The organism is Polluticoccus soli (genome assembly GCF_029269745.1).
In the GTDB taxonomy this organism is placed as follows: domain Bacteria; phylum Bacteroidota; class Bacteroidia; order Chitinophagales; family Chitinophagaceae; genus Polluticoccus; species Polluticoccus soli.
Map to the genome: position 1 here is coordinate 324180 of NZ_JARJHT010000002.1, position 22566 is coordinate 346745.

Consider the following 22566-nt stretch of genomic DNA (forward strand, 5'->3'; position numbering starts at 1 on the left):
CGGAAAATGAAGCTACCAGGCCAGGAATAAGTAATACAATGGTCCACCCGGGTAAGTTGAACATTTAATTACATTTGCGGCATGGTTTACAATGTTATCGGCCTGATGTCGGGCAGCTCGCTGGATGGATTGGATATTTGCTATACGTCTTTGGAAGAGACACGCGGACAGTGGAAGTTTGACATACTTGAGGCGGAAACGATCCCTTATAGTAAAGAGTGGACATCAGAATTGCACCGGGCACCACAACTGGGCATGGCCGATTTCCTGAAACTGAATACCCGCTATGGGCGATTTATTGGCGAAAAAGTAAACGCATTCATCAAGAAATACGGTATAGACCATAAAGTACATTTCATAGCTTCTCACGGACATACCGTTTTTCATGAGCCTGCTAATGCCACTACCTGCCAGATAGGCGACGGCGCCACGATCGCTGCTGTGACGGGCCTGCCTGTTATCAGCGACCTGCGTTCGCTGGATGTAGCGCTGGGTGGGCAAGGAGCACCGATCGTACCCATTGGCGATAAGTTGTTATTCGGCAATTTTGACTACTGGCTAAATATTGGCGGTATAGCCAATATGACCGTGCGCAACGGTGAGAACCTGATGGCGTTTGATGTGTGTCCTGCCAACCAGGTGTTGAACGAGCTGGCAGCGCGTGAAGGAAAGGATATGGATTTTGAGGGGTATATGGCGAAGGAGGGTACTGTACTTGCAGATGTATTGTCCCAATTGAACAGCCAGGAATATTATAAGAAGCCTGCTCCGAAGTCCCTGAGCAACGAAATGGCTAAGCAACTGGTGTTCCCGTCTCTGCTTTTGACCGAACATAACACAAAAGACCTGCTGCGCACGGCAGTGGAGCATATAGCTCACCAGATAGCAGACGCCGTGAAAAACTACCCGCATGCGAAAGAAGAAGCCAGTATGCTGGTGACAGGTGGTGGTGCGTTTAATAATTTCCTGGTAGAACAGCTGCGCGAAGAACTGAAGCCTTATAAGGTAAATCCTGTGGTGCCTTACGAGCAGGTGGTGAAATTCAAAGAGGCCTTGGTAATGGCTCTGATAGGTGCGCTCCGGTGGAGAGAAGAAACCAACGTGCTATCGAGCGTCACCGGCGCCTCAAAAGATAGCGTAGGCGGTGCGTTGTGGATGGGGCATAGCTATTCAGGGGATTAATGAGCCATCTTTTCAATTTCCTCGCTGGTAAATGATCGTTGCGTTGGTCCCCATGGACTTATTAGAGGGACGCGATATTCCACTATACTGCTTGGGCAATATATAGCGCGACCGGGCTTGAGCTTTACGATAATTGATTGCTTTCTCCTTAAGTCCAGCGGGATAACATCGGTATAATAACTAAGATAATCTGTTTTTAAATGAGCATTCCGAAGAAGTTTGATTGGTATGTACAAGCGGAAACTACCGTTAGTATCGGTAGCTTGCCCTATTAAGACGCTGTCAGAATTAACTATTTGTACAATGGCACCCCAAGCAGGCTCCCGAAGTTCATCTACAACAACGCCATCAATAACAGCAGTATCACCTGTACTTTGAGCACGTGCGAAAACTGTGCAAAGCAACAGTCCTAGGAATATCATAAATCGCGAAAACAATACTGCGTTTTGTCAAATCTAATAAAAAAGCCGCGACGTAGTGTCGCGGCTTTGTATGTTTTCGGCAGTGTGGAGTTCTAGTATTGTCCTACGCTGAGCATGACCAGTGTACACGCCTCCTGGGTGATCACACCTTTCTGTATTAGCTTTCTTTCCAGTTCGTCATTCTCGGTGCCGGGGTTAAATATTACCCGTCTTGGGTTGAGCGACAGAATATAATCGTAGTAAGGTTTCTGGTTAGTAGGATTGAGATAAAGGGTTATCGTGTCTACGCCTTCTATTGGTTTTTGTTCGGTCTCTATCTCTACGTTCTTCACCTTGCCCTTCCGTCTGCCAATTGCAACAACGGGGTGCCCATAGGCTAACAGCCTATTGATAGCGATATTGCTATAACGGCTCGGATTTTCTGACGCTCCTAATACCATGGTCTTCTTTTCCATAACCTAACTCCTTTTATACCAGTCAAAAATACACTATTCCTGACCTCGTCTATAGCAAGAAAAACAATGCCAGTATAAAAAGTTGGTATGAACTTTTACCTTTTCTTCACGAACAGGATTGTTAACTTTAGTAGGTAAAGTATTACACACATGCAGACAGTATACATCATAGCAGGATACAGAACGGCAGTAGGTAAAGCTAAGCGCGGAGGTTTTCGTTTTTACAGGCCCGACGACTTGGCCATAGACGTGATCAAGGGATTGCTGGCCAGTGTTCCGCAACTTGATCCTAAACTTGTGGATGATGTAATAGTGGGTAATGCAGTTCCCGAAGCTGAGCAGGGTTTGCAGGTAGGTCGCATTATAGCAAACAAGGCAGTAGGCGAGTGGGCGCCGGGTGTAACCGTGAACCGTTATTGTGCATCGGGGTTAGAAACCATAGCTATGGCCACCGCTAAGATACAGAGCGGTTATGCCGACTGCATCATCGCTGGCGGTACTGAAAGCATGAGCCTTGTCCCAACAGCCGGGTGGCGCACGATGCCTAACTACGAGATTGCTAAAGAATCTCCTGACTACTACCTGAGCATGGGCCTTACGGCAGAGCAGGTAGCTGCTGATTATAAAGTGTCTCGCGAAGACCAGGATGCATTTGCCTACAGGTCGCATCAGCGTGCTATCAAGGCAATAGAATCAGGTTATTTCAAAGACGGCATTCTACCGATAAAAGTAAAAGAGATCATGCTCAACGAAAAGAATAAACGCGTGGAGCGGGATTTTGTGGTAGATACTGATGAAGGGCCGCGTGCTGATACATCGATGGAGGTGTTGGCTAAGCTGCCGGCAGTATTTGCGCAGGGTGGTTCGGTGACAGCGGGCAATTCTTCTCAAACTTCAGACGGCGCAGCGTTTACAATTGTAATGAGTGAAAGACTAATGAATCAGCTTGGTCTTCAGCCTTGGGGCAGGTTAGTAAACTGTGCAGTAGCTGGTGTCGATCCGCGCATTATGGGTATTGGTCCAGTGGCTGCAGTGCCTAAAGTATTGAGGCAAGCCGGTATGAACCTGGGCCAGATAGACCTGGTAGAGCTTAATGAAGCGTTCGCCTCGCAAGCGCTGGCTGTTATCCGTGAACTGAGTATAGATCCAGAGATCGTCAACATAAACGGCGGCGCGATTGCGCTAGGTCATCCGCTGGGCTGCAGTGGTGCTAAGCTCACCATCCAATTGCTGCATGATATGAAACGTCTTAATAAGAAATATGGCATGGTTACTGCCTGCGTTGGAGGCGGGCAAGGCATTGCCGGTATCATAGAAAAACTATAAGCAATGAAATAGCCTTTTGACTCACAACCAACCACCTTCACTATGAAACGATTTGTATTAGCGGCAATCCTTTTGCTGCTGGTTCCCATACAGCTATATGCGCAGTTCTTCCGCAAAGTTCTAGAGAGCGGAATTTATTTTCAGTGGGGCTATAACCGCGATTTTTACACGAAAAGCGATATGCATTTCAGTAATGGCGATAAATATAACTTCACGCTATACGGTGTGCGGGCGACAGACAAGCCTGATTACGAAGCCTTTTATAAAAACCCAATAGATATAACCATTCCGCAGAACAGTTGCCGGTTAGGTTTTTACCTCGACAGCAAAAGGGAACATGCTATTGAGGTCAACTTCGACCATGCAAAATATGTGATGATAGATGGCCAAAGGCTGCGAATGAGCGGAATTATCAATGAAACGCCCTTTCTTTTTGATACCGTGGTCTCTCGCAACTTTATACATGTAGAACACACCAACGGAGCCAATTTCCTGATGCTCAACTATTTTGGGCAGACACCGCTGATCGAGCGTAAAAGATCACAACTTAACCTGACCTGGAGAGTGGGTGGCGGCGTGGTGGTTCCCCGGTCGGATATAATACTGATGGGCAAACGACTGGACAATAAATACCACGTCGCCGGTTATATAGGCGCAGGCGAGGTAGGTACCAGGTACTATTTTTTCAAAGGGTTATTTCTCGAGGCTTCTGCTAAGGTCGGGTATGCCAACTATCTTGACGCCCTAGCAATGGAAGGTGGCAAAATAAGTCACAGCTTTTTCTTCACGGAGTTTATCGGACTACTGGGATACGAGTTAGCCCTCAAAAGGAAAGAAGCCAAGGTAGAGACTCAATAAGAGACCATGGTTGTATTGAAAAACCTCGCGACCCGAAACTAATCCTCCTTGCTGCACGGTTTGGTTAAAATAACCTCCTTCGGCTCGCAGCTTTTTTGTTAGTTGATAGCCGGCTACCAGGCCTACCCGGTTCTGGTCGAACACGTTTTGATTAACGTTCTTGCCAAACCCTATAAAGATCTCATCGAATCCGGCAATATACCATGTATCGTCGATGAGGTTTTTGTTGTTGAGCGGTACAGTGGCGCGCAGCTGGTATCTGACGCGATTTGCATATGTCCAGTCCAATACCTCATATTCCGGTGCCGTCTGGTTAATCTTGCCGAGAAACCTTTGCTCTAAACGCACGCGGTGATTGAGGCCAACACGTTCTATAGCATCGTTCCACATAAACTGTTCGAAGATGCGGTGTTCTGGTATGGGATGTGGCCCGGCAGGATAGTCACCATATGGATAAGTACGGGCGTATGCATAGCCGGCCATGGTGCTCAACCCATTTTTAAAATGCCGTTGAATGCCTGTACGGATCATTAGCTGTTGCCAGTCAGTAATGACATTATCCCGTCGCCAGTGACCTTCGAGCCAGAGAGAATAATGCTTTGAAAGGTGAATGGTGTTGAAAGAGCCGAACCAGCCTATAGCATTTACATCACTAAGTCGCTGAGCCTGCACGCCGGCCGCCCCAAACTGGATAAATAGAAGTAGTATAAAGATCCTTGATAACATGAGCGGCATTTTGAAATGATCTCGTCTGGCCTTTTCAGGCTATCTTTGCATTTCGAAGCGCAAGATAACTTGTTGACACGAATCCTACATATCGCACTCTCTATATGGCTGGCAATTTTGCTGGTGTTTGGCGGTACGCCCAAGGAGTTCGTGCACCTATTCGCCAACCATAAGGATACAGTACACTGTAATCAATTGCGTACGGATGGACTGGTAATAGAAGATCAGCACCACCACTGTTCGTTCCTGAGTTTTACGTTGGCGCCATTCGTCAACGATGTACAGGTTTTCTATTTCTCGGGCGATAAAGAGGCATTTCCGAAGCAGGTCGCTGCAGCGGTGCAGCATCTTACTTCGCGCGAGGTTATTACTTCTTTGCTTCGGGGGCCACCTGCTTTGGCATAGTACATAGGGGCCTTATTTGCTGTCGTTGTACAGCAGTTTTCTAATTACATAATTCAAACGAATGCATCGTGCACGATGGGCGTTGGCAATAATGCTAAGCCTTGCTGCAGGATATGTACGGGCGCAGTCTCCATGCAGGCTAACCTTGGCTGGTTCGGTTGTGGAGACCCACAATTTCGAACCTGTATATCCCGCAGTTGTATACATAGACGAGATCAACCGCAGTTTTGACGCTGATGAATCAGGCAAGTTTCATGTTGACAGCCTGTGTGCCGGCAGGTACACGGTACACGTACACACCGCAGGTTACGATCATTTTGACGTTTTGCTGGATATCGCAAACGATACCACTGTAAGGCTTAGGCTGGCCCACGAGGCGCACATGTTATCGCAGGTAGAGGTAAGGCAGGAGCGCATCCCTACCATTATCCAGTCGAAAGAACAGATGGATAAAACCGCCATTGCTGCTAATAGCGGCAAAACGCTGGGCGATATGCTGCAATCGGTAAACGGAGTGAACGCAATGTCTACCGGGCCTACGATCGCTAAGCCGGTGATCCACGGTTTACACAGTAACCGGATAGTTACACTGAATAATGGTATCCGGCAGGAAGATCAGCAATGGGGCGGTGAACATGCGCCTAATATTGATCCCTTCTTGGCAAACAATATCACCGTGATAAAAGGCGCTGCCAGCGTTCGCTATGGTACAGACGCCATAGGCGGTGTTGTATTGGTAGAACCGGCCCCTCTGCCGTCGAAGCCCGGTACTTCAGGTGAGCTTAACCTGGCCGGATTTAGCAATAACCGTATGGGCGTTGCTTCAGCCATGGTGGAGCATAATTTCAAGAATGTCCCCGAGCTAAGTATGCGCCTGCAGGGGACGTTCAAGAAAGGTGGTAACTATCGCGTTCCCGGTTATTGGGTTGATAATACAGGTGTTGAAGAAAGGAACTATTCTGCAGCTGCTGGTTGGCGCAAGCCGCACTACGGAGCAGAAGTGTTTTACAGCCACTTTGATACCGAATTAGGCATCTACACCGGTTCGCATACCGGCAACCTGAAAGACCTGGAAGCTGCCATTCACAGTTCAGTGCCACTGGTGCCTGCGGGGTTTACTTATGATATCGGTCGGCCAAAGCAAGATGTGGAACACGATCTGTTTAAAGCGAAGCTTTACGCCGATAATAGGCAGGGTGTTTGGAATCTCATTTACTCCTACCAGCATAACTTCAGGCAAGAGTATGACATCGTTCGCAAAGATGATGGACGGGCACAGCTGAACCTTACACTGAATACACAAACACTTAACTTAAACCTGGATCATAAGGCAATCGGTGGTGTGAAAGGACAGATAGGTGTAGATGGTATTTATCAAACGAACAATTTCCAAAATGGAGACAGGCTGTTTATTCCGACCTACAATTCATTGGGTGGCGCTGCATACCTTATAGAGCGTTATAGTAAAAATAACTGGACGCTGGAAGCCGGGGTGCGTTACGATAATCGCTCTTACGAAATGTTCAATGCAGAAGGGCCCAGCCAGCAGATCATACGGTATGCTTTCAACTACAATAGTGCATCGGCTACATTAGGTTTTCGCCAGCAGCTGAAACCAAACTGGCAGTGGAGCGCAACGTTGGCGAATGCATGGCGTGCGCCACAGGCCAATGAACTATTTAGTGCGGGCTTTCACCACGGAGCTGCGCGTATTGAGCTGGGAAATAAAAACCTTCGGCCAGAGCGTTCGTATAATCTGAACCTGGAGACGGAATACACCCGAAAGAAGTTGTCGGCAGAAGTGTCGTTGTATGGCCAGTATATACGCGACTATATTTTTCTGGAACCCGGTGCTGATGTGCTTACTATACGTGGTTATTTCAAAACCTTCCACTACCGCCAAACAAATGCTTTCCTGTATGGCAGTGATGTATCGGTAGGGTACAAATGGACAGAGCATTTTACCAGCACGGCAAAATTATCGTTATTGCGTGCGCGCGATCTTTCGGCCAACGACTGGCTGATACTGATGCCTGCTGACAGGGCATCGCTCAACGTGCGCTATGGATTTGAAATGGGTGAAGTTTTGCAGGAATGCTACGTTGCACTCAATGCGCGCTATATAGCGGAGCAGGTACGCATACCGTCGAATTTCGATGCGATAGACTATCCACGGCCGCCGGCAGCATATTTTGTTCCCGATGCAGAAGCTGGCACTCGTTTGCTGTTAGGAAAGCAGCCAATATATGTTAGTGTCGCGGTCACGAATATGTTCAATGTTAAATACCGTGACTACCTCGATGCATTCCGCTATTTCATCGATCAGCCGGGCCGCAACGTTGTGTTACGACTTCGAATGCCATTTTCTTTTATCAAAGATCAAACAAACTAAAAATGAGAACCAATATCATAAAGCCAATTTTACTCATCGCTTTTACATCGCTGGCTATGTCTGCCTGTGATAAGGGTGGAGAACCGGCAATACCGGTAGAGCAGGAGTTAATTACCACGGTCAAATTGCTCATCACCGACAATGCTGGATTTAACAAGACGTTTGCCTATAAAGTAGAAAACGGTTTGGGGGCAACAACACCAGGCGCAATAACCAAAGATGACGTTTTGCTTTCGCCCAATAAAGAATATAATGTGGAAGTGCAGTTATGGAACGATGGCGCGAACCCAGCGGATAATATTACAGAGGAAGTGATCTCTGAGAGTAACGCCCACCTGTTTCTTTTTGAATCAACGCCCGCCGCTCTCCTGACATTTGTTAATGGCAGTAAAGATGCCGCCAACATGCCGTTTAACCAAAGGATAGTATTTAAGACAGGAGAAGCCGGCGGTGGTGAATTGAGCGTAGTGTTAAAGCATAATCCGACCAATAAAGCAGCCCAGACTACGGCTGACGCCGGCGGCGAAACTGATGTCGATGTGAGCTTTCACATTAAGCTGCAGTAGTTTGGCAACGTTTTTGTGGCGACCATTTAAATTGTGAAAGGCCTGTAAATTTCTCGTTTACAGGCCTTTGATTTTTTCAAAAGATTGTATATTTATATGAACCAAAGTTTTTGTGATAATGGCAACCCTTATAGCCAAAGAAGAAATTCCTCAATACAGGATCGTTCCGGCATTCGTTGACAATTCTGCTCATTGGGAGAAGGAACTGAGCTATGCAGTGAGACTGGGTAATGAGTTCAAAGGCAAAACAAACATCACATTTGAAACCACACAGGGGCCCCGTAGCGTAAGTACCACCGTTTGGTCGGTTACAGACAACTACCTCCAGCTGAAAGGCGGCATGAGCATTCCGCTGAACAGCATTATTGAGGTGCATTTCTAAAGAAAGATCGGAATTCCTACTTCCCCGGATCATTAAAAACGACCCGGAGGGTGTGCATTTTATTTTATTAGAATCACATTTTTTTTACCTTTGCCTTCCGAATGTTATAAATATTTAATAGTTAAATATTTATATAATATATTACCGTTTCCTAAATAGTTATGAATCAGCAAGAGATTATCGGCAAAATCAATGCCTTTATGATAGAAGACTTTGAGGTGGATGAACAGGCCATAAAGCCTGAAGCTGATCTTAAAGCTACCCTGGATCTGGATAGCCTCGATTATATTGACCTCGTTGTAGCTATCGAGCAGAACTTCGGCTTTAAAGTAAAGCCTGAAGATTTTCAGCAAATGCACACTATCCAGGATTTTTACGACTACGTAACTAACCGCCTGCAGGCGCAAACAGCCTAATTATGCCTTCCTGGGAAGGACGTTCCAGAGGTACAACTTTAGGCTACAGCATTTTTATATGGCTCCTCAAAAAAGGCGGCCTGAAACCTGCGTACGCTTTACTTCACCTGGTGACGCCTTATTACAGGCTATTCGTTCCCAATGCAACGAAGCCGCTACGCTACCTCTATGAGCAGCGCCTGGGTTTTTCAAAGCGCGTGGCCAATAAACTAATAAAGAAGAACCTGATCATATTTGGCCAAACGATCATCGACAAAGTCGCCATTCTTTCAGGTATCAATCCTTTTGAGCATATCAATTTTGAAGGCACCGACAAAATAGCCGCTATGTTGGAAGCTGGAAATGGAGGACTTGTTGTAAGTGCGCATTTGGGCAACTGGGAGGTGGCGGGGCACATGCTCAAACGCATGAATACGAAGGTGAATATCCTGATGTATGACGGGGAAGGCGAGGAGATGAAGCAGTACATGGAGCAGTACGACAACAAGCGCTCTTTCAATATCATTTACATCAAGAACGATCTCTCGCATATTTATGAGATGTCGGCGGCGCTAAGAAGGAATGAACTCATCTGTTTGCATGCAGATAGGTTCCGCCCCGGTAACCGTACGATGGAACATGAGTTCCTGGGAGAGAAAGCGCTGTTCCCGGCAGGTGCTTTTATATTGGCTTCAAAGCTTAAAGTACCTGTGTGTTTTGTTTTTGGCTTTAAAGAGGGTAACTTTCGCTACCGGTACTACTCATATCCAGCTAAAACTTACGAAGGGAAGGGAACTACCGGCATGGAAGCGATGCTGCACGATTACGTGAATATACTGGAAGAAAAAGTGAAGCAATATCCTGACCAATGGTTTAATTACTATGATTTCTGGAAGCATGACTGATATAACCGCATATATACCGCAGCGGGCCCCTTTTGTAATGGTTGATGATGTTCTTGAAGCGAACGAAAAAGTATCAAAAACCAGTTTTGAAATAAAAGAAGGCAACCTGTTTGTTCAGGACGGGGTGTTCACTACACCCGGCTTGGTAGAGAATATGGCGCAAACGGTAGCTGCCGGTGCTGGCTACAATGCACAGCAGAAAGGCAAAGATGTGTCAGTAGGCTATATTGGCGCCCTTAAGAATTTGAAGATTGACAAGCTGCCGAAAGTAGGTGACACCATAGAAACGCAGGTTGAGTTTATACACTTCATAGCAAATGTTCACGTAGTGCAGGCCACGGTATTCAACAATGCCGAACCCATAGCCGGCTGCGAAATGAAAATATTTGTTCAACCCTAACCCGTCTCAGAGTTTGCAAACGCTTACACATACCACCGAACTGGAAGTGAAGTTCAGCGAGGCCGATCCGCTCGGTATCGTATGGCATGGTCATTTCATTCGTTACTTTGAAGACGGTCGGGAAGCCTTTGGTGAAGCGTATGGCATACGCTATCTCGATTTCTATCGCAGCAATATTGTTGTGCCCATAGTAAGTATACATTGCGACTATAAACGCATTTTGCGTTATGGGCATAAAATAAGATTAGAGACCACCTACCACGACAGTCCTGCGGCTAAGTTGATCTTTCACTACGCGATATACGATGCAAAGACCGACGAGCAGGTAGCTAAAGGTAATTCAACACAGGTGTTCATGGATAAGGAGAAAATGGAGCTGATGTTGACGCTGCCGCAATTTATGACAGACTGGAAAGAAAAATGGCTGAAAGGGTAGTGACACCGGTTTATGCAATAGCAACAAATATTGTTTCGGCGCTGGGTATGAACACAGCGGCCCACTGGAATGCAGTAACAGCAGGTCGTGTCGGCGTGAAACTCCATGAAGACGAGAGTTTGAGTGCATCACCATTTTATGCTTCAAAGCTCGATCCTTCGCAATGGCAGCTAGTGCAATCACAAACGCAAACCAAAGATCCACTTTCTCCATTTGAGCAGCTGGCGATATACTCGGCGAAGCAGGCTCTTGATAATTGTGATATTGATCTCGATAACACTGTTCTCATCCTGTCGACAACGAAAGGTAATATCGAATGGCTGGGACAAGTAGACGATGAGCGATTGTCGCTGTATACAAGTGCAGATATTATTTCGCGCCAATTAGGATTAATTACAAAACCTGTAGTTGTGTCGCATGCCTGCATATCAGGTGTAGTTGCGCTGCAATACGGAATGCGCCTTTTGCAGGGGGGGAAGTACAAATACGCGATCGTTGTTGGTTGTGACAGATTCTCACGTTTTGTGTTAAGTGGCTTTCAGTCCTTTCAGGCAATTGCTGATGAACCCTGCAAGCCGTTTGATGCTGAGAGGAAAGGCATTAACCTTGGAGAGGCTGCGGCTACTATCATCTTGTCTATTGACAATGAAAACCAGCCGCTGGCTAGGCTTGCTGCCGGAGCGACATCCAATGATGCTAACCATATTTCAGGTCCTTCTCGCACAGGAGAAGAATTGGCAATAGCCATAAACCGTTCGTTAGAAGAGGCGGGCATTTCTGCTTCTGCTATTGGTATGGTCTCGGCTCATGGCACTGCTACTTTATACAATGATGAGATGGAAGCGAAAGCGTTTGGATTGTCTGGAGTGGCACATGCCGGTGTACACAGCTTTAAAGGCTATGTTGGACATACTCTAGGTGCCGCCGGGATATTAGAAAGTGCTATGATCATCGAAGCGCTGCAACACCAGCAATTGATACCATCGCCGGGATTTGAATCATTAGGCGTGTCGCAAGAATTACACGTAACTACGCAAACGACACCCACTTCACTCAATTATGTTCTGAAAACTGCTTCAGGTTTTGGTGGCTGCAATGCAACCGCCGTTTGGGCAAAGGTTTAGTGTTTGCCTATTGCCTGCAGCGCTATCCAGCTAAATAGTCCAACACCGGTTTTCATTGCATTCTCGTCTATGTCGAAATGTGCATTGTGTACCGGTGCGGTGAATTTTTCGTCGTTGGTATTTGTACCGATTCTGAAGAAGCAGCCAGGCGTATTCAAAGTGTAAAAGCTGAAATCTTCAGCTGCCATGCGCATGTCTAGGACGTGCACATTCTCCACACCTACATATTCGCGAGCCCATGTTTCTGCAAAAGTCGTCAGCGTAGGGTCGTTGTATAGTGACGGGTAGCCTTGAGGTATTTCTACCTTTACTTTAGCTCCGTTGGCTTCGCATATTTGTTCCGTAATGTTCTTGATCCACTCGTGGGCTTTGTAGCGCCAGGTTTCATCCATGGTACGGAGTGTTCCCAATATCTCTACCTGGTCGGGTATTACGTTGGTAGCAAATCCGCCAGCAATCTTGCCAAATGTGAGTACAGAAGGAATCAGGGGATTTCCTTTACGCGATATTACTTGTTGGAGGTTAGTTATGACTTGAGCAGCTATCGCTATTGGGTCAACTGTTTGGTGGGGTAGCGCAGCATGGCCGCCTTTACCTTCTATGGTAATATATATTTCATCAGCGCTGGCCATGTATTGTCCCGCCCTGAAACCTGCAGTACCGCAAGGCAGGTGAGGATACACGTGCAGTGCAAAAATGGCATCCGGTTTAGGATTTTCCATCACGCCTGCTTCTATCATTAGGCTTGCGCCACCGGGGTGTTTTTCTTCGCCTGGCTGAAAGATGAGTTTTATGGTTCCTTCCCATTCATCGCGCAGTTCGTGCAGGATGCGAGCTGCACCCAGCAGGCAGCTGCTGTGCACATCATGACCGCACGCGTGCATTACTCCATCGTTTTTTGAACGATATGATACATCGTTCTTCTCGTATATCGGCAGCGCATCCATATCTGCACGCAGTGCAATGCATTTTTTGTTTGGATTCTTGCCGTGTATCAGGGCTACGATACCTGTTCCCGCAATACCCGTGTTATGCTGAATGCCCCAGCTGGTCAGCTTGTCGGATATGAAGGCAGACGTATTGTATTCCTCGAACGAGAGTTCGGGATTGCTATGTATATGGTGGCGGATGGCCTGAACTTCTGGAAAATATTGCTCTGCTTTTTCGCGGATGCGGTTAATCATCTTTCAATGTGTTTATAACAATGATATCGGGAACGATCATGCTGGGGCTATACAGTGTGCTTACCTGGTCGTATAGTTTTTCAGCTTCTGCGCGTGTGCGGAAGTCGCCAACCTTGACACGGAATTGTGGTTGCACATAGGTCATATATGTACGGACGCCGGGGAAGCGGCGCATGAAATCTATTTTGGTCTCGGTAGCAATGGTACGGTCGTTGCCATTATATATCTGTACCCTGAAGCCCCGTCCCGAACGGATGGAGCCAACGTGTACGTTGTGGTGCTTTTTTTCGAGTATGGCCAGTCTTGGGTCAGCATGAACGATGACGCCATTGGCAATTTCCTTGCTATCCGCATTCTCTTCCACCTTTATCTGGGCTTGCGTGGTTGCAGATGCCAGGAGTAAAATGATCACTATGTAACAAATCCTCTTCATTAGGGCTCTAACTCTTTGCTTTCTTTAACTATGTCTATGCTTGCAGAACAACCCAGGCGGTCAGCGCCCGCATCTACCAGTTGTTTTGCGAGCTTAAAGGTACGTATTCCTCCCGACGCCTTTATGCAGATACTGGCAGGCAGTTGTTTTCGCATTAATTGCACTGCGTGTACAGTAGCGCCCATTTCAGCATAACCGGTCGAGGTTTTGAGAAAGTCGGGCTGTAACGGTGCATAAAGCTCGCAGCATTGTACCAATTCTTCGTCAGTCAATACACCGCTTTCCACAATGATCTTGACAGTTTTACCAGCTGCATGTGCCAGCTCGATGCAGACCTTTGCTTCTGCCTCAAGGCATTGCCAGTCTTGCGCTTTTACGGCCAGTACATTATGTACAATATCCAATTCGTCCGCACCATCGGCAATTGCCTGCTTTATTTCCTCAAGCTTTGCGCTGGTTGCATTGTAGCCAAATGGAAAACCGATTACTGTTGCCAGCTTTACATTGCTTTCACCTAACAGTTGTTTGGCTAATGAAAGAAAGTAGGGTGGTATACAAACAGCAGCGAAGCCATGGGTAATGGCTTCGCTGCAAAGTTTTTCTATGTCTGCCTGTTTTGTAGTTGGCTTTAGAACAGTGTGGTCTATATAAGGCGCAATATCAAAAGCCATAGGCGGCATTAAATGTTCTTAATGATCTCAGTTGCAAACTCGCTGGTCTTCAGCAGCGTAGCATCGTGCATCAGGTTGTAGAAGTCGATGGTAACGCGTTTGCGCATGATGGTAGTTTTCAGACCTTGCAGAATGCATTCGGCAGGTTCGTGCCAGCCCATGTATTCCAGCATCATTACACCGCTCAGTAGCAGAGATGATGGGTTCATCGTATCTGTATTCGCAAAGCGTGGTGCAGTACCGTGTGTAGCTTCAAACACAGCATGGCCGGTATTGTAGTTGATGTTGGCGCCAGGTGCGATACCGATACCACCAACAGCTGCAGCCAGTGCATCAGAAATATAGTCACCATTCAGGTTGAGGGTGGCAACGATAGAGTAGTCTTGCGGAGCCAGCAGTATCTGTTGCAGGAAGTTGTCGGCGATCACGTCTTTGATGATCAGCTTGCCGTCAGCCTGTGCTTTCTTGATCTCTTTATTAGCTTCGTCCTCGCCACGCTCTTTCTTTGCAGTTTCCCACTGTTCCCACGTGTACACTTTATCGCCAAATTCACGAACAGCCAGCTGATAACCCCAATTCTTGAAGCCACCTTCAGTGAACTTCATGATGTTGCCTTTGTGCACCAGGGTAACTGAAGGCTTGCCATGTTCCAGCGCGTATTCGATAGCCGCACGTACCAACCTTTCTGAACCGTCTTTCGATACCGGCTTGATGCCTAATGAAGACGTCTCAGGGAAACGAATATTTTTCGCAGCGCCCAGCTCTTCGAGGAAAGCAAGCAGTTTTTTTGCTTCCGGAGAATCGTTTTTGAATTCGATACCGGCGTAGATATCCTCAGTGTTCTCACGGAAGATCACCATGTCTACATTCTCAGGGTGTACTACCGGAGAGGGTACGCCATGGAACCATGATACCGGGCGGAGACAAACATACAGGTCAAGCTCCTGGCGCATCGCCACGTTTAACGAACGGATACCTCCACCGACAGGTGTGGTCAGAGGACCTTTGATCGAAACGATGTATTCGCGTGCAGCATCCAGTGTAGCAGCAGGCAACCATTCGCCGGTTTGATTGTAGGCTTTTTCACCCGCCAGAATTTCTTTCCACTCAATGCGGCGGGTACCATTGTAGCATTTTTCTACAGCATGGTCCAGCACTCGTTTACTCGCACTCCATACGTCAGGACCAATACCGTCACCTTCGATAAAAGGAATAATAGGGCAGTCGGGAACATTCAATTTACCATTGGCGCCCATTGAGATCTTCTGTGGTGTCATAGCCAGTTTTTTGAATTAGATGCGCGCGAAGCTACACAAAAAACAAGCATGCAAGAAGTCTGTTGACATCTTTTAACTCAACTGTTATACATATTGTCTTTGTGAATATTTGCGACTATTCTTTACCCCTATCCAGTGTAAACCCGAATGAAGATCCAACATTGAGTGTACTGCGCACGGTGACCTGGTGGCCATGTGCTTCAATGATGTGTTTCACAATGGCAAGTCCCAGGCCAGTACCACCTATGGTACGGCTGCGGCTGCGGTCGGCGCGGTAGAAGCGTTCGAAGATGCGGGAAATATGCTCTTCGCCAATGCCAGGCCCGTCGTCCGAGATCTCGGTGTATACGTGCTTATCGTCCACGATATAACTGCCGGCGATCACTGTTCCGTTATCGTGCCCGTATTTGATGGAGTTTTCTACGAGGTTGACCAAGACCTGCTTGATCTTCTGCTTGTCAGCATACACGGCAAGCGGACGTTCGGTGCCTTTTTTAAATTGAAGATGGATGTTCTTTTCCTTAGCTCTTAGGGTCAGTTCTTCGTATACGTCTTTTATCAGGTCCTGGATCACGAATGACTCCTGCACTAATGGTATACGGCCAGACTCGAGTTTTGATATCTCGCCAAGGTCGTCAACGAGACGAACCAGGCGTTCTGTGCCTTTGGACGCATTGTTCAGGAATTTCTTGTTTACATCCGGATCGTCTATGGCGCCACCAAGCAGGGTGTCGATGTAGCCCTGCACGGTAAATATCGGTGTGCGCAACTCGTGGGCCAGGTTCATCAGGAACTCTTTACGGAATTGTTCATTTGCCTGCAGTGTTGCGATCTCATTGCGTTTTTGCAAAGCCCATTTCTGAACGTCGTCACTCACTTCTTCTATAGACTTCCGGGGAAGGAGGTTCTCGTAAAAGAATTCCTCCTTTTTGGTAGCCTTGGTATGATAGATGAATTTGTAGATCAGCTTGATCTTACGGTAGATGAAGCGCTGCAGCGTATAGTAATATAACGAATAGGTAATGATAAACGTTATAGCAAACACTACCAACGGCATGTACCATTGCGGCCGTAGCGTAAGACTTAACAGCGCATTCGAGCTCGAAATGATCAGGGCAGTGAACAGTGATAACAGCCGGGGTGAGGGACTTTTGCTTCGTAGTACCGACATTGTACTAAACTACGGCATTTCAAACTTATATCCTACGCCCTTTACTGTGGTAATCAGGTCGATGCCCACTTTCTGACGGATCTTACGGATATGCACGTCGATAGTGCGGTCGCCTACTATTACATCTGTGCCCCAGATGCGCTGCAGTATTTCATTGCGGAGGAATACGCGGCCCGGTTTTGAAGCCAGCAGCGCCAGCAGTTCAAATTCCTTTTTAGCCAGTAAAATTTCCTGCTCCTGGTAGTTTACCGTGTACTTGGTTTTGTTGATCTCCAGGTCACCGAACACCAGTTTTTGTTCCTGTTCGTCTTCTTTACGGAAGCGACGTAGGGCAGCGCTGATACGGGTTGCCAGCAATTCCGGCTTTATTGGTTTAGAGATGTAATCATCAGCTCCTGTTTTCAGTCCTTCTATCTCCGAACGCTCGTCGCTGAGGGCGGTGAGGAAGATGATGGCTGTCTGCTCAAAGTCGGGCATTGCCCTGAGTTCTTTGATGGTTTGGATGCCGTCTTTGTTTGGCATCATCACGTCGAGCAGTATCAGGTCTGGGCGAAAGTCGCGTGCTTTCCTGATAGCTTCGACACCATCTTTTGCTGTAGAAATGAGGTATCCCTTTCCTTTGAGGTTATAGCTGATAAATTCAACTATATCCGGCTCGTCGTCTACGATCAATATTTTGCCTGGTAATGTATCCATAAGTCCCTGAAATCCGGCACAATATTAGGACAGTGCCAGTGAACTAAAAAGGGATGCATATTACCTTATTGTTAAGATAACGATGCATCCCTTTAAAGTTACGGATTTTACTTCAGGAAGACTCTGCCTTCGCCTATTTTATAGCCTTCGTGGAAGAGCTGGATGTTATAGGCACCGCGAGTGTAGTCGTTCTCCTGGTTCCAGTCTACGATCACATCTCTTACCGGCTGATTTTTTATGAGCTCGATCTGTTTTAGCAACGTATAATTCAGCGATTGTCCATCGGCTGCTGTCGTTACGCCGGAGCCATAAGCTGCATTGCTGAGTACATTGCCATCAGGGCCGGCTATACGCAGGAATATTTCTTTCCTTCCGCTTTCGGCTATACGGTTCTCATCAATGTCGAAATTGATGCGCAACACGTCGGTTTTGCGTGCTTTTTCAGTCTCTCTGATCTTGCGGCCGCCCCTGCGGATATCGATCGGCGTCATCCTGATATTTGAAGCATGCAATACGCCACCCAGTTTCACTTTTTGTGTCAGGGCTACGTTTTGCGTTACAGCAGTATCGCGTTCGCGGGCCAGAGATACATTCGACTCAGTGAGCTCGGTGTTTTGTTGCTCCAGTTCCGCAATGCGCTCCTCATAGGTTTTAACCTTAGAGTTTAACGTTGCGATCAGGCGTTTGGCGCGGCCCAGGTCGGCAGCAGAGGCATTTTTGTCCTTAACGATGCCGTCGATCTGCCTTTTCAGCCTGGCTACTTCGCTGTCCCTGTCATTCAGCATGCTGTCCATTTGGGCGTTTTTAGACACCAGTTCGTCCAGGCGAACCAGGGCAGCGTTGTACTCGGTCTCAACGGCGCGGCGTGAGGAGTCGGACGATGCGAATTGTATTTCTGCATCTTCTTTTTGCTCTACTACTTTGCTTCGATTTAAAAACAATACGATGTTTGAGATCAGTAGTAGGGCGATGATCGCGATGTAGATCCACGTATTGTTCCGCTTTGGCGGAGTAGGGTTTGGTGGTAAAGATTGTTCAGAAGATCTGTTTGTGTCCTGATTCATAAGATTACCAACTTTTTTTTATGTTAGATTGCAAATATAATCACCTAGCTGAATGGAAGAACTGAAACATATACTTTTCATTGACATAGAAACTGTGTCGATGTTTCCCGATTTTGAGCAGCTCAGCGACCGGCTGAAAACCGAGTGGGAAAAGAAAGCAAAGTATTTAAAAAGCAGTACAGTTGAAAACGCCTCGGCCTCAATACTTTTTGAAGAGCGGGCTGCCATTTTTTCGGAGTTTGCCAAGGTGGTGTGCATAGGTTTTGGTAGCTTTCACAAGCACGACGGGGAGTGGAGAATGCGCCTAAAAGCACTCACCAACAACGATGAAAAAGTTTTGTTAAATGATTTTTGTGAGGTCCTGACGAGGTTCGGAGAGTACTATCCGGGCCTGAAATTCTGCGGACATAACATAAAAGAGTTTGATATTCCATTCCTGTGCAGGCGCATGCTTATTAATGGGATGGGACTGCCCGACTGTATGCAGCTAAGTGGCAAAAAGCCTTGGGAGATAGGCCATATAGACACGCTGGAAATGTGGAAGTTCGGTGATTATAAACATTATACTTCGCTGGCTTTGCTGGCCGAAATATTGGGGATACCTTCGCCAAAAGAAGACATTGACGGTAGCATGGTGGGAGATGTGTACTGGAAACAGGGCGATCTGGAAAGGATCGGGAAGTATTGTATGCAAGATGTGCTGACTTCGGCAAGGGTTTATCTTAGATTGAAGGGTTTCAGCGATGTTCATCCTGAGCCTGTTTTTGTGAACGATTAGTATGACGGCAGAATTTAAGAAATTAATGCAATCGCTACAGGCGCGCCAGTTTTCGCCTGTATACCTTATTGACGGAGAGGAACCGTATTATATCGACATGATAACCAGCTTCTTTGAGGACAAGATACTGGATCCTGCCGAGCGTGATTTTAACCTGATGGTATTATACGGCAAGGATGCAGAGTGGGTGGATGTAGTAAACTCCGCCAGGCGTTTCCCGATGTTTGCCGAGCGCCAGGTGGTTATTGTGAAAGACGCAGCCCAGATGAAAGGCTTCAACGAACTGGCTGGTTATCTTGAAAATCCTGCACCAACAACTATTCTGCTGTTGGAACACAGGTTCAAGAAAGCGGATGGCAGGAGTAAGGTAGTGAAGTATGCAAAGGAAAAGGGTGTTCACTTCACTTCTGATAAGATCAAGGACGAGGCTGTGCCGAACTGGGTGCAGAATTATGGCCATAGCATAGGTTTTGAAATACAGGAGCGCGAAGCGCAGATACTGGCTACTTACCTGGGTAATGATCTGCAGAAGATCGTAAATGAAGTAGAGAAGGTACGTATAAATGTACCTGAGGAGAAGGTGTTATCTGCAGGGCTCATACAGAAATATATTGGCGTCAGCCGGGATTATAATGTGTTTGAATTCCCCGAAGCATTGACCAGTGGCGATAGGGACAAACTGTATCGCATGTTGTCCTATTTCATTGCCAACCCCAAGTCGGCGCCCATGGTGCTGATCGTTGGCTCCTTTTATTCGCATTTCAACCGCCTATACCAGGCGCATTTCCTGCAGGGTAAGAATGATAAAGAAATGGCCGCAGCCCTGGGTATTTATCCAAGTCGTGTACGCGAGATCATGGCAACTGCAAAACGCTGGCCCCTGGCAAGGGTAGAGTATTGCCTGATGCTTTTAAGCAAATACAGCACTAAAGCTGTGGGTATAGACAGCAATGTTCACGATAGTGAATTGCTGAAGGAAATGATCGGTAAGATGGAAATAGCTTAAGCGTTTAGAATGCGTTTTGCTGCCTCTCTGTCTTTGTGCAGCTGCTCTTTTAAGACGTCTACCGAGGGAAATTTCTGCTCATCACGCAGGCGTTCTACAAATACCAGTTCCAGCTTCTGGTCATAAATGTCTTTGTCGAAGTCGAACAGGTGTGCCTCGATATGAAGTACGACATCCTTAGTTACGGTTGGCCTGAAGCCAATATTCAGCATGCCTTTAAACTCCTGTTCGTTCCAGTTGGCCAGTATCGCATACACCCCGTTGGCTGGTATTAGTTGTTCAGGATCTTCAGGTAGCAAATTGGCAGTAGGGTAGCCGATAGTACGTCCCAGTTTAGCCCCTCCGGTTACGTGACCTGACAGGCTGTAGTGCCTTCCAAGCATGGTTGCAGCCTCAGCTACATGTCCCTGTTCCAACGCTGTGCGGATCTTGGTAGAGCTAACCGCGGCCTCGTCTATAAGCTGGGCGCTTATCTCAAATACATTATAGCCGTAGTCAGATGAGAACTTTTTCAGCAAGTCGATGTTACCCGTACGATCGTAGCCAAAATGGTGGTCGTAGCCGATTACTATGCTCTCTGGTTGAAATTTCTTCACCAGGAAGTCTTTGATATACTGTTCTGCAGTCAGGTTGCTGAAATCGCGGGTGAAAGGAACCACTACAATATGCTCGACCCCTTCTTTCGATACCAGCTCGAGTTTCTCACTTAGCGGGGTGAGCAGTTTCAGCGGCACATTGGGGAATATCAGCTTGCGGGGATGGGGCTCGAAGGTCAGTAACACACTTTCCCCATTCACAGCCTTTGCGTGTTCCACCACTTCTTTCAAAATGGTTTTATGACCGAGGTGAACACCATCGAAAGTGCCGATAGTGATCACCGCGTTCTTAAATGCAGGTAGCTCGTCTGTGTTGAAGAAAACTGCCATGGTTTTATTGTATGCCCATCAATATCTCGTAGAAGCGATAAGAGTCTTCGAAAGTATTGTACAGCGGCACAGGAGCAATACGTATCACGTTTGGTTCGCGCCAGTCGGCTACAACACCATTCTCAGTCAGCTTGTCAAACACTTCCCTGCCGCGCTCCTTGAATAGTAGCGACAGCTGGCAACCACGACGCTTTGGATCAGTCGGAGTAATGATCTCAAAAGGAAGGTGGGTAACCTGCTTTAAGAGGTATTCCGTGAAGCCGGTAAGCTTTTCGCTTTTTGCACGCAGCGCTTTCATGCCCACTTTGTCGTAGATATCAAGCGATGCATTATGCGCCACCATATTGAATACAGGGGCGTTACTCATTTGCCAGCTACCTGCATTCTTTTGTGGAAAGAAACCCTTTTCCATTTTGAAACGGTCCTTCTCATCGTTACCCCACCAGCCGCCAAGTCTGAAGATATTTGGGTTGCTAGCGTGTTTCTCATTGACGAAGATACCACCCACGCCACCGGGGCCTGAGTTCAGGTATTTATAAGAACACCAGCAAGCAAAGTCAATGTTCCAATCGTGCAACCTCATTGGAATGTTGCCGACAGCGTGTGCCAGATCAAAGCCTGCATAAGCACCAACCTTGTGTGCTGCAGCTGTGATCTGCTCCAGGTCGAAGAACTGACCGGTATAGTAGTTCACACCACCAAACATCACCAGCGCCAGAGAGTCGCCGGCTGTTTCAATGGCCGATAATATGTCATCCTCCTCAATAATATAGGCACCTTCGCGAGGCTTTATTTCGATGATCGCATCAGCAGGGTCATAGCCATACATACGTACTTGTGTTTCCACAGCATACTGATCTGAAGGGAACGCGCCAGCTTCCATGATGATCTTATACCGGCCGTCTTTGGGACGGTAAAAAGAGATCATCAGCAAATGCAGGTTTACTGTCAATGTATTTGTGGCAACGACCTCATCTTTACTAGCGCCAACGATCTTAGACAACCTTTCTGAAAACAAGTGATGGTAAGAAAACCATGGGTTGCGTGCCTGGAAATGACCTTCTACGCCATATTTTGCCCAATCGTCCAGTTCGGCCTGCATCAGGTAGGCAACACTTTTGGGTTGCAGCCCCAACGAATTTCCACAGAAATAATGCACATCTCTGTCATTGTGGCGTGGGAAAAGGAATCTCTCTCTAAAAGAATATAATATGTCTACCTGGTCCTGGTCGCGTGCGTAATCAAGCGTTGCTTCGTATGCCTGCATCTATTGATGTTTGGCTGCAAAAATAACTGACATTGTTAAAGTTTCGCAAAACACTTTGGTAATCTTTAACATATAGCATCTTCTGGCATGTTCTTTTTGTTGAGTTCGATACAACACAA

Annotated in this window: 25 protein-coding genes; 14 read left to right on the forward strand and 11 right to left on the reverse strand. The window is 47.0% G+C overall.

Annotated features, from left to right (window positions below; all coding sequences use genetic code 11):
* Positions 1-81 precede the first annotated feature (81 nt).
* Complete coding sequence (locus tag P2W83_RS12025; protein ID WP_276133985.1) at positions 82-1182, forward strand: anhydro-N-acetylmuramic acid kinase; 1101 nt, start codon at positions 82-84, stop codon at positions 1180-1182.
* A gap of 514 nt (positions 1183-1696) precedes the next feature.
* Here the strand turns inward: P2W83_RS12025 and P2W83_RS12030 are convergent.
* Positions 1697-2059, reverse strand: coding sequence for a CoA-binding protein (locus tag P2W83_RS12030; RefSeq protein ID WP_276133986.1), 363 nt, complete (start codon positions 2057-2059; stop codon positions 1697-1699).
* Positions 2060-2209: 150 nt separating this feature from the next.
* Here P2W83_RS12030 and P2W83_RS12035 point away from each other — a divergent pair, with 150 nt between their 5' ends.
* Both P2W83_RS12035 and P2W83_RS12040 read left to right on the forward strand, forming a co-directional pair.
* Positions 2210-3385, forward strand: a complete 1176-nt coding sequence (locus P2W83_RS12035) for an acetyl-CoA C-acyltransferase (RefSeq protein WP_276133987.1) — start codon at positions 2210-2212, stop codon at positions 3383-3385.
* 42 nt (positions 3386-3427) lie between these two features.
* Complete coding sequence (locus P2W83_RS12040) at positions 3428-4243, forward strand: hypothetical protein (protein ID WP_276133988.1); 816 nt, start codon at positions 3428-3430, stop codon at positions 4241-4243.
* Here the strand turns inward: P2W83_RS12040 and P2W83_RS12045 are convergent.
* Complete coding sequence (locus P2W83_RS12045) at positions 4202-4969, reverse strand: DUF2490 domain-containing protein (protein ID WP_276133989.1); 768 nt, start codon at positions 4967-4969, stop codon at positions 4202-4204. The two genes, P2W83_RS12040 and P2W83_RS12045, sit on opposite strands and share 42 nt — an antisense overlap.
* A gap of 72 nt (positions 4970-5041) precedes the next feature.
* On the opposite strand from P2W83_RS12045, the gene P2W83_RS12050 reads away from it, so the two are divergent.
* From P2W83_RS12050 to P2W83_RS12090, 9 genes are all read left to right on the forward strand, one after another.
* Entirely contained in the window at positions 5042-5374 is a 333-nt protein-coding gene (locus P2W83_RS12050) for a hypothetical protein (RefSeq protein ID WP_276133990.1), read from the forward strand.
* Between the two features lie 61 nt (positions 5375-5435).
* Entirely contained in the window at positions 5436-7766 is a 2331-nt protein-coding gene (locus P2W83_RS12055; RefSeq protein WP_276133991.1) for a TonB-dependent receptor, read from the forward strand.
* A gap of 2 nt (positions 7767-7768) precedes the next feature.
* A complete protein-coding gene (locus P2W83_RS12060) occupies positions 7769-8332 on the forward strand; it encodes a hypothetical protein (protein WP_276133992.1) in 564 nt (187 codons plus the stop codon).
* A gap of 118 nt (positions 8333-8450) precedes the next feature.
* Positions 8451-8714 carry a hypothetical protein gene (locus P2W83_RS12065; RefSeq protein ID WP_276133993.1) on the forward strand — a complete coding sequence of 88 codons (264 nt, stop codon included), beginning with the start codon at positions 8451-8453 and terminating at the stop codon, positions 8712-8714.
* A 161-nt stretch (positions 8715-8875) separates the two neighbouring features.
* On the forward strand, positions 8876-9130 hold the full coding sequence (locus tag P2W83_RS12070; protein ID WP_276133994.1) for an acyl carrier protein: 255 nt from the start codon (positions 8876-8878) through the stop codon (positions 9128-9130).
* Positions 9131-9132: 2 nt separating this feature from the next.
* The gene (locus P2W83_RS12075) at positions 9133-10014 is read left to right on the forward strand and encodes an LpxL/LpxP family acyltransferase (RefSeq protein WP_276133995.1); all 882 of its coding nucleotides are present in this window, start codon (positions 9133-9135) and stop codon (positions 10012-10014) included.
* Positions 10007-10414 (forward strand): hotdog family protein, encoded by a 408-nt coding sequence (locus P2W83_RS12080; protein WP_276133996.1) that lies wholly within the window; start codon positions 10007-10009, stop codon positions 10412-10414. The genes P2W83_RS12075 and P2W83_RS12080 overlap by 8 nt, the downstream gene beginning before the upstream one ends.
* 13 nt (positions 10415-10427) lie before the next feature.
* The gene (locus P2W83_RS12085; protein WP_276133997.1) at positions 10428-10850 is read left to right on the forward strand and encodes an acyl-CoA thioesterase; all 423 of its coding nucleotides are present in this window, start codon (positions 10428-10430) and stop codon (positions 10848-10850) included.
* The gene (locus P2W83_RS12090; RefSeq protein ID WP_276133998.1) at positions 10835-11974 is read left to right on the forward strand and encodes a beta-ketoacyl-[acyl-carrier-protein] synthase family protein; all 1140 of its coding nucleotides are present in this window, start codon (positions 10835-10837) and stop codon (positions 11972-11974) included. The genes P2W83_RS12085 and P2W83_RS12090 overlap by 16 nt, the downstream gene beginning before the upstream one ends.
* Here P2W83_RS12090 and P2W83_RS12095 read toward each other — a convergent pair.
* The 7 genes from P2W83_RS12095 to P2W83_RS12125 all read right to left on the reverse strand — a co-directional run bounded on the left by P2W83_RS12095 (position 11971) and on the right by P2W83_RS12125 (position 18470).
* Complete coding sequence (locus P2W83_RS12095) at positions 11971-13158, reverse strand: M20 metallopeptidase family protein (protein ID WP_276133999.1); 1188 nt, start codon at positions 13156-13158, stop codon at positions 11971-11973. The genes P2W83_RS12090 and P2W83_RS12095 overlap by 4 nt on opposite strands.
* Positions 13151-13591 (reverse strand): SPOR domain-containing protein, encoded by a 441-nt coding sequence (locus P2W83_RS12100; RefSeq protein ID WP_276134000.1) that lies wholly within the window; start codon positions 13589-13591, stop codon positions 13151-13153. Before P2W83_RS12100 ends, P2W83_RS12095 begins: the two co-directional genes overlap by 8 nt.
* The gene (gene deoC, locus P2W83_RS12105) at positions 13591-14262 is read right to left on the reverse strand and encodes a deoxyribose-phosphate aldolase (RefSeq protein WP_276134001.1); all 672 of its coding nucleotides are present in this window, start codon (positions 14260-14262) and stop codon (positions 13591-13593) included. Before deoC ends, P2W83_RS12100 begins: the two co-directional genes overlap by 1 nt.
* Before the next feature lie 8 nt (positions 14263-14270).
* Positions 14271-15539 carry an NADP-dependent isocitrate dehydrogenase gene (gene icd, locus P2W83_RS12110; RefSeq protein WP_276134002.1) on the reverse strand — a complete coding sequence of 423 codons (1269 nt, stop codon included), beginning with the start codon at positions 15537-15539 and terminating at the stop codon, positions 14271-14273.
* 115 nt (positions 15540-15654) lie between these two features.
* Positions 15655-16710, reverse strand: coding sequence for a sensor histidine kinase (locus tag P2W83_RS12115; RefSeq protein WP_276134003.1), 1056 nt, complete (start codon positions 16708-16710; stop codon positions 15655-15657).
* Positions 16711-16719: 9 nt separating this feature from the next.
* On the reverse strand, positions 16720-17406 hold the full coding sequence (locus P2W83_RS12120) for a response regulator transcription factor (RefSeq protein WP_276134004.1): 687 nt from the start codon (positions 17404-17406) through the stop codon (positions 16720-16722).
* A 107-nt stretch (positions 17407-17513) separates the two neighbouring features.
* Complete coding sequence (locus tag P2W83_RS12125) at positions 17514-18470, reverse strand: hypothetical protein (protein ID WP_276134005.1); 957 nt, start codon at positions 18468-18470, stop codon at positions 17514-17516.
* A gap of 52 nt (positions 18471-18522) precedes the next feature.
* Here P2W83_RS12125 and P2W83_RS12130 point away from each other — a divergent pair, with 52 nt between their 5' ends.
* Positions 18523-19248, forward strand: coding sequence for a ribonuclease H-like domain-containing protein (locus P2W83_RS12130; protein ID WP_276134006.1), 726 nt, complete (start codon positions 18523-18525; stop codon positions 19246-19248).
* 1 nt (position 19249) lies between these two features.
* Positions 19250-20254, forward strand: coding sequence for a DNA polymerase III subunit delta (holA, locus tag P2W83_RS12135; RefSeq protein ID WP_276134007.1), 1005 nt, complete (start codon positions 19250-19252; stop codon positions 20252-20254).
* On the opposite strand, the gene P2W83_RS12140 is transcribed toward holA, so the two are convergent.
* Both P2W83_RS12140 and kynU read right to left on the reverse strand, forming a co-directional pair.
* On the reverse strand, positions 20251-21180 hold the full coding sequence (locus P2W83_RS12140) for a bifunctional riboflavin kinase/FAD synthetase (protein WP_276134008.1): 930 nt from the start codon (positions 21178-21180) through the stop codon (positions 20251-20253). The two genes, holA and P2W83_RS12140, sit on opposite strands and share 4 nt — an antisense overlap.
* A 4-nt stretch (positions 21181-21184) precedes the next feature.
* On the reverse strand, positions 21185-22447 hold the full coding sequence (gene kynU / locus P2W83_RS12145; RefSeq protein WP_276134009.1) for a kynureninase: 1263 nt from the start codon (positions 22445-22447) through the stop codon (positions 21185-21187).
* Between the last annotated feature and the right edge of the window lie 119 nt (positions 22448-22566).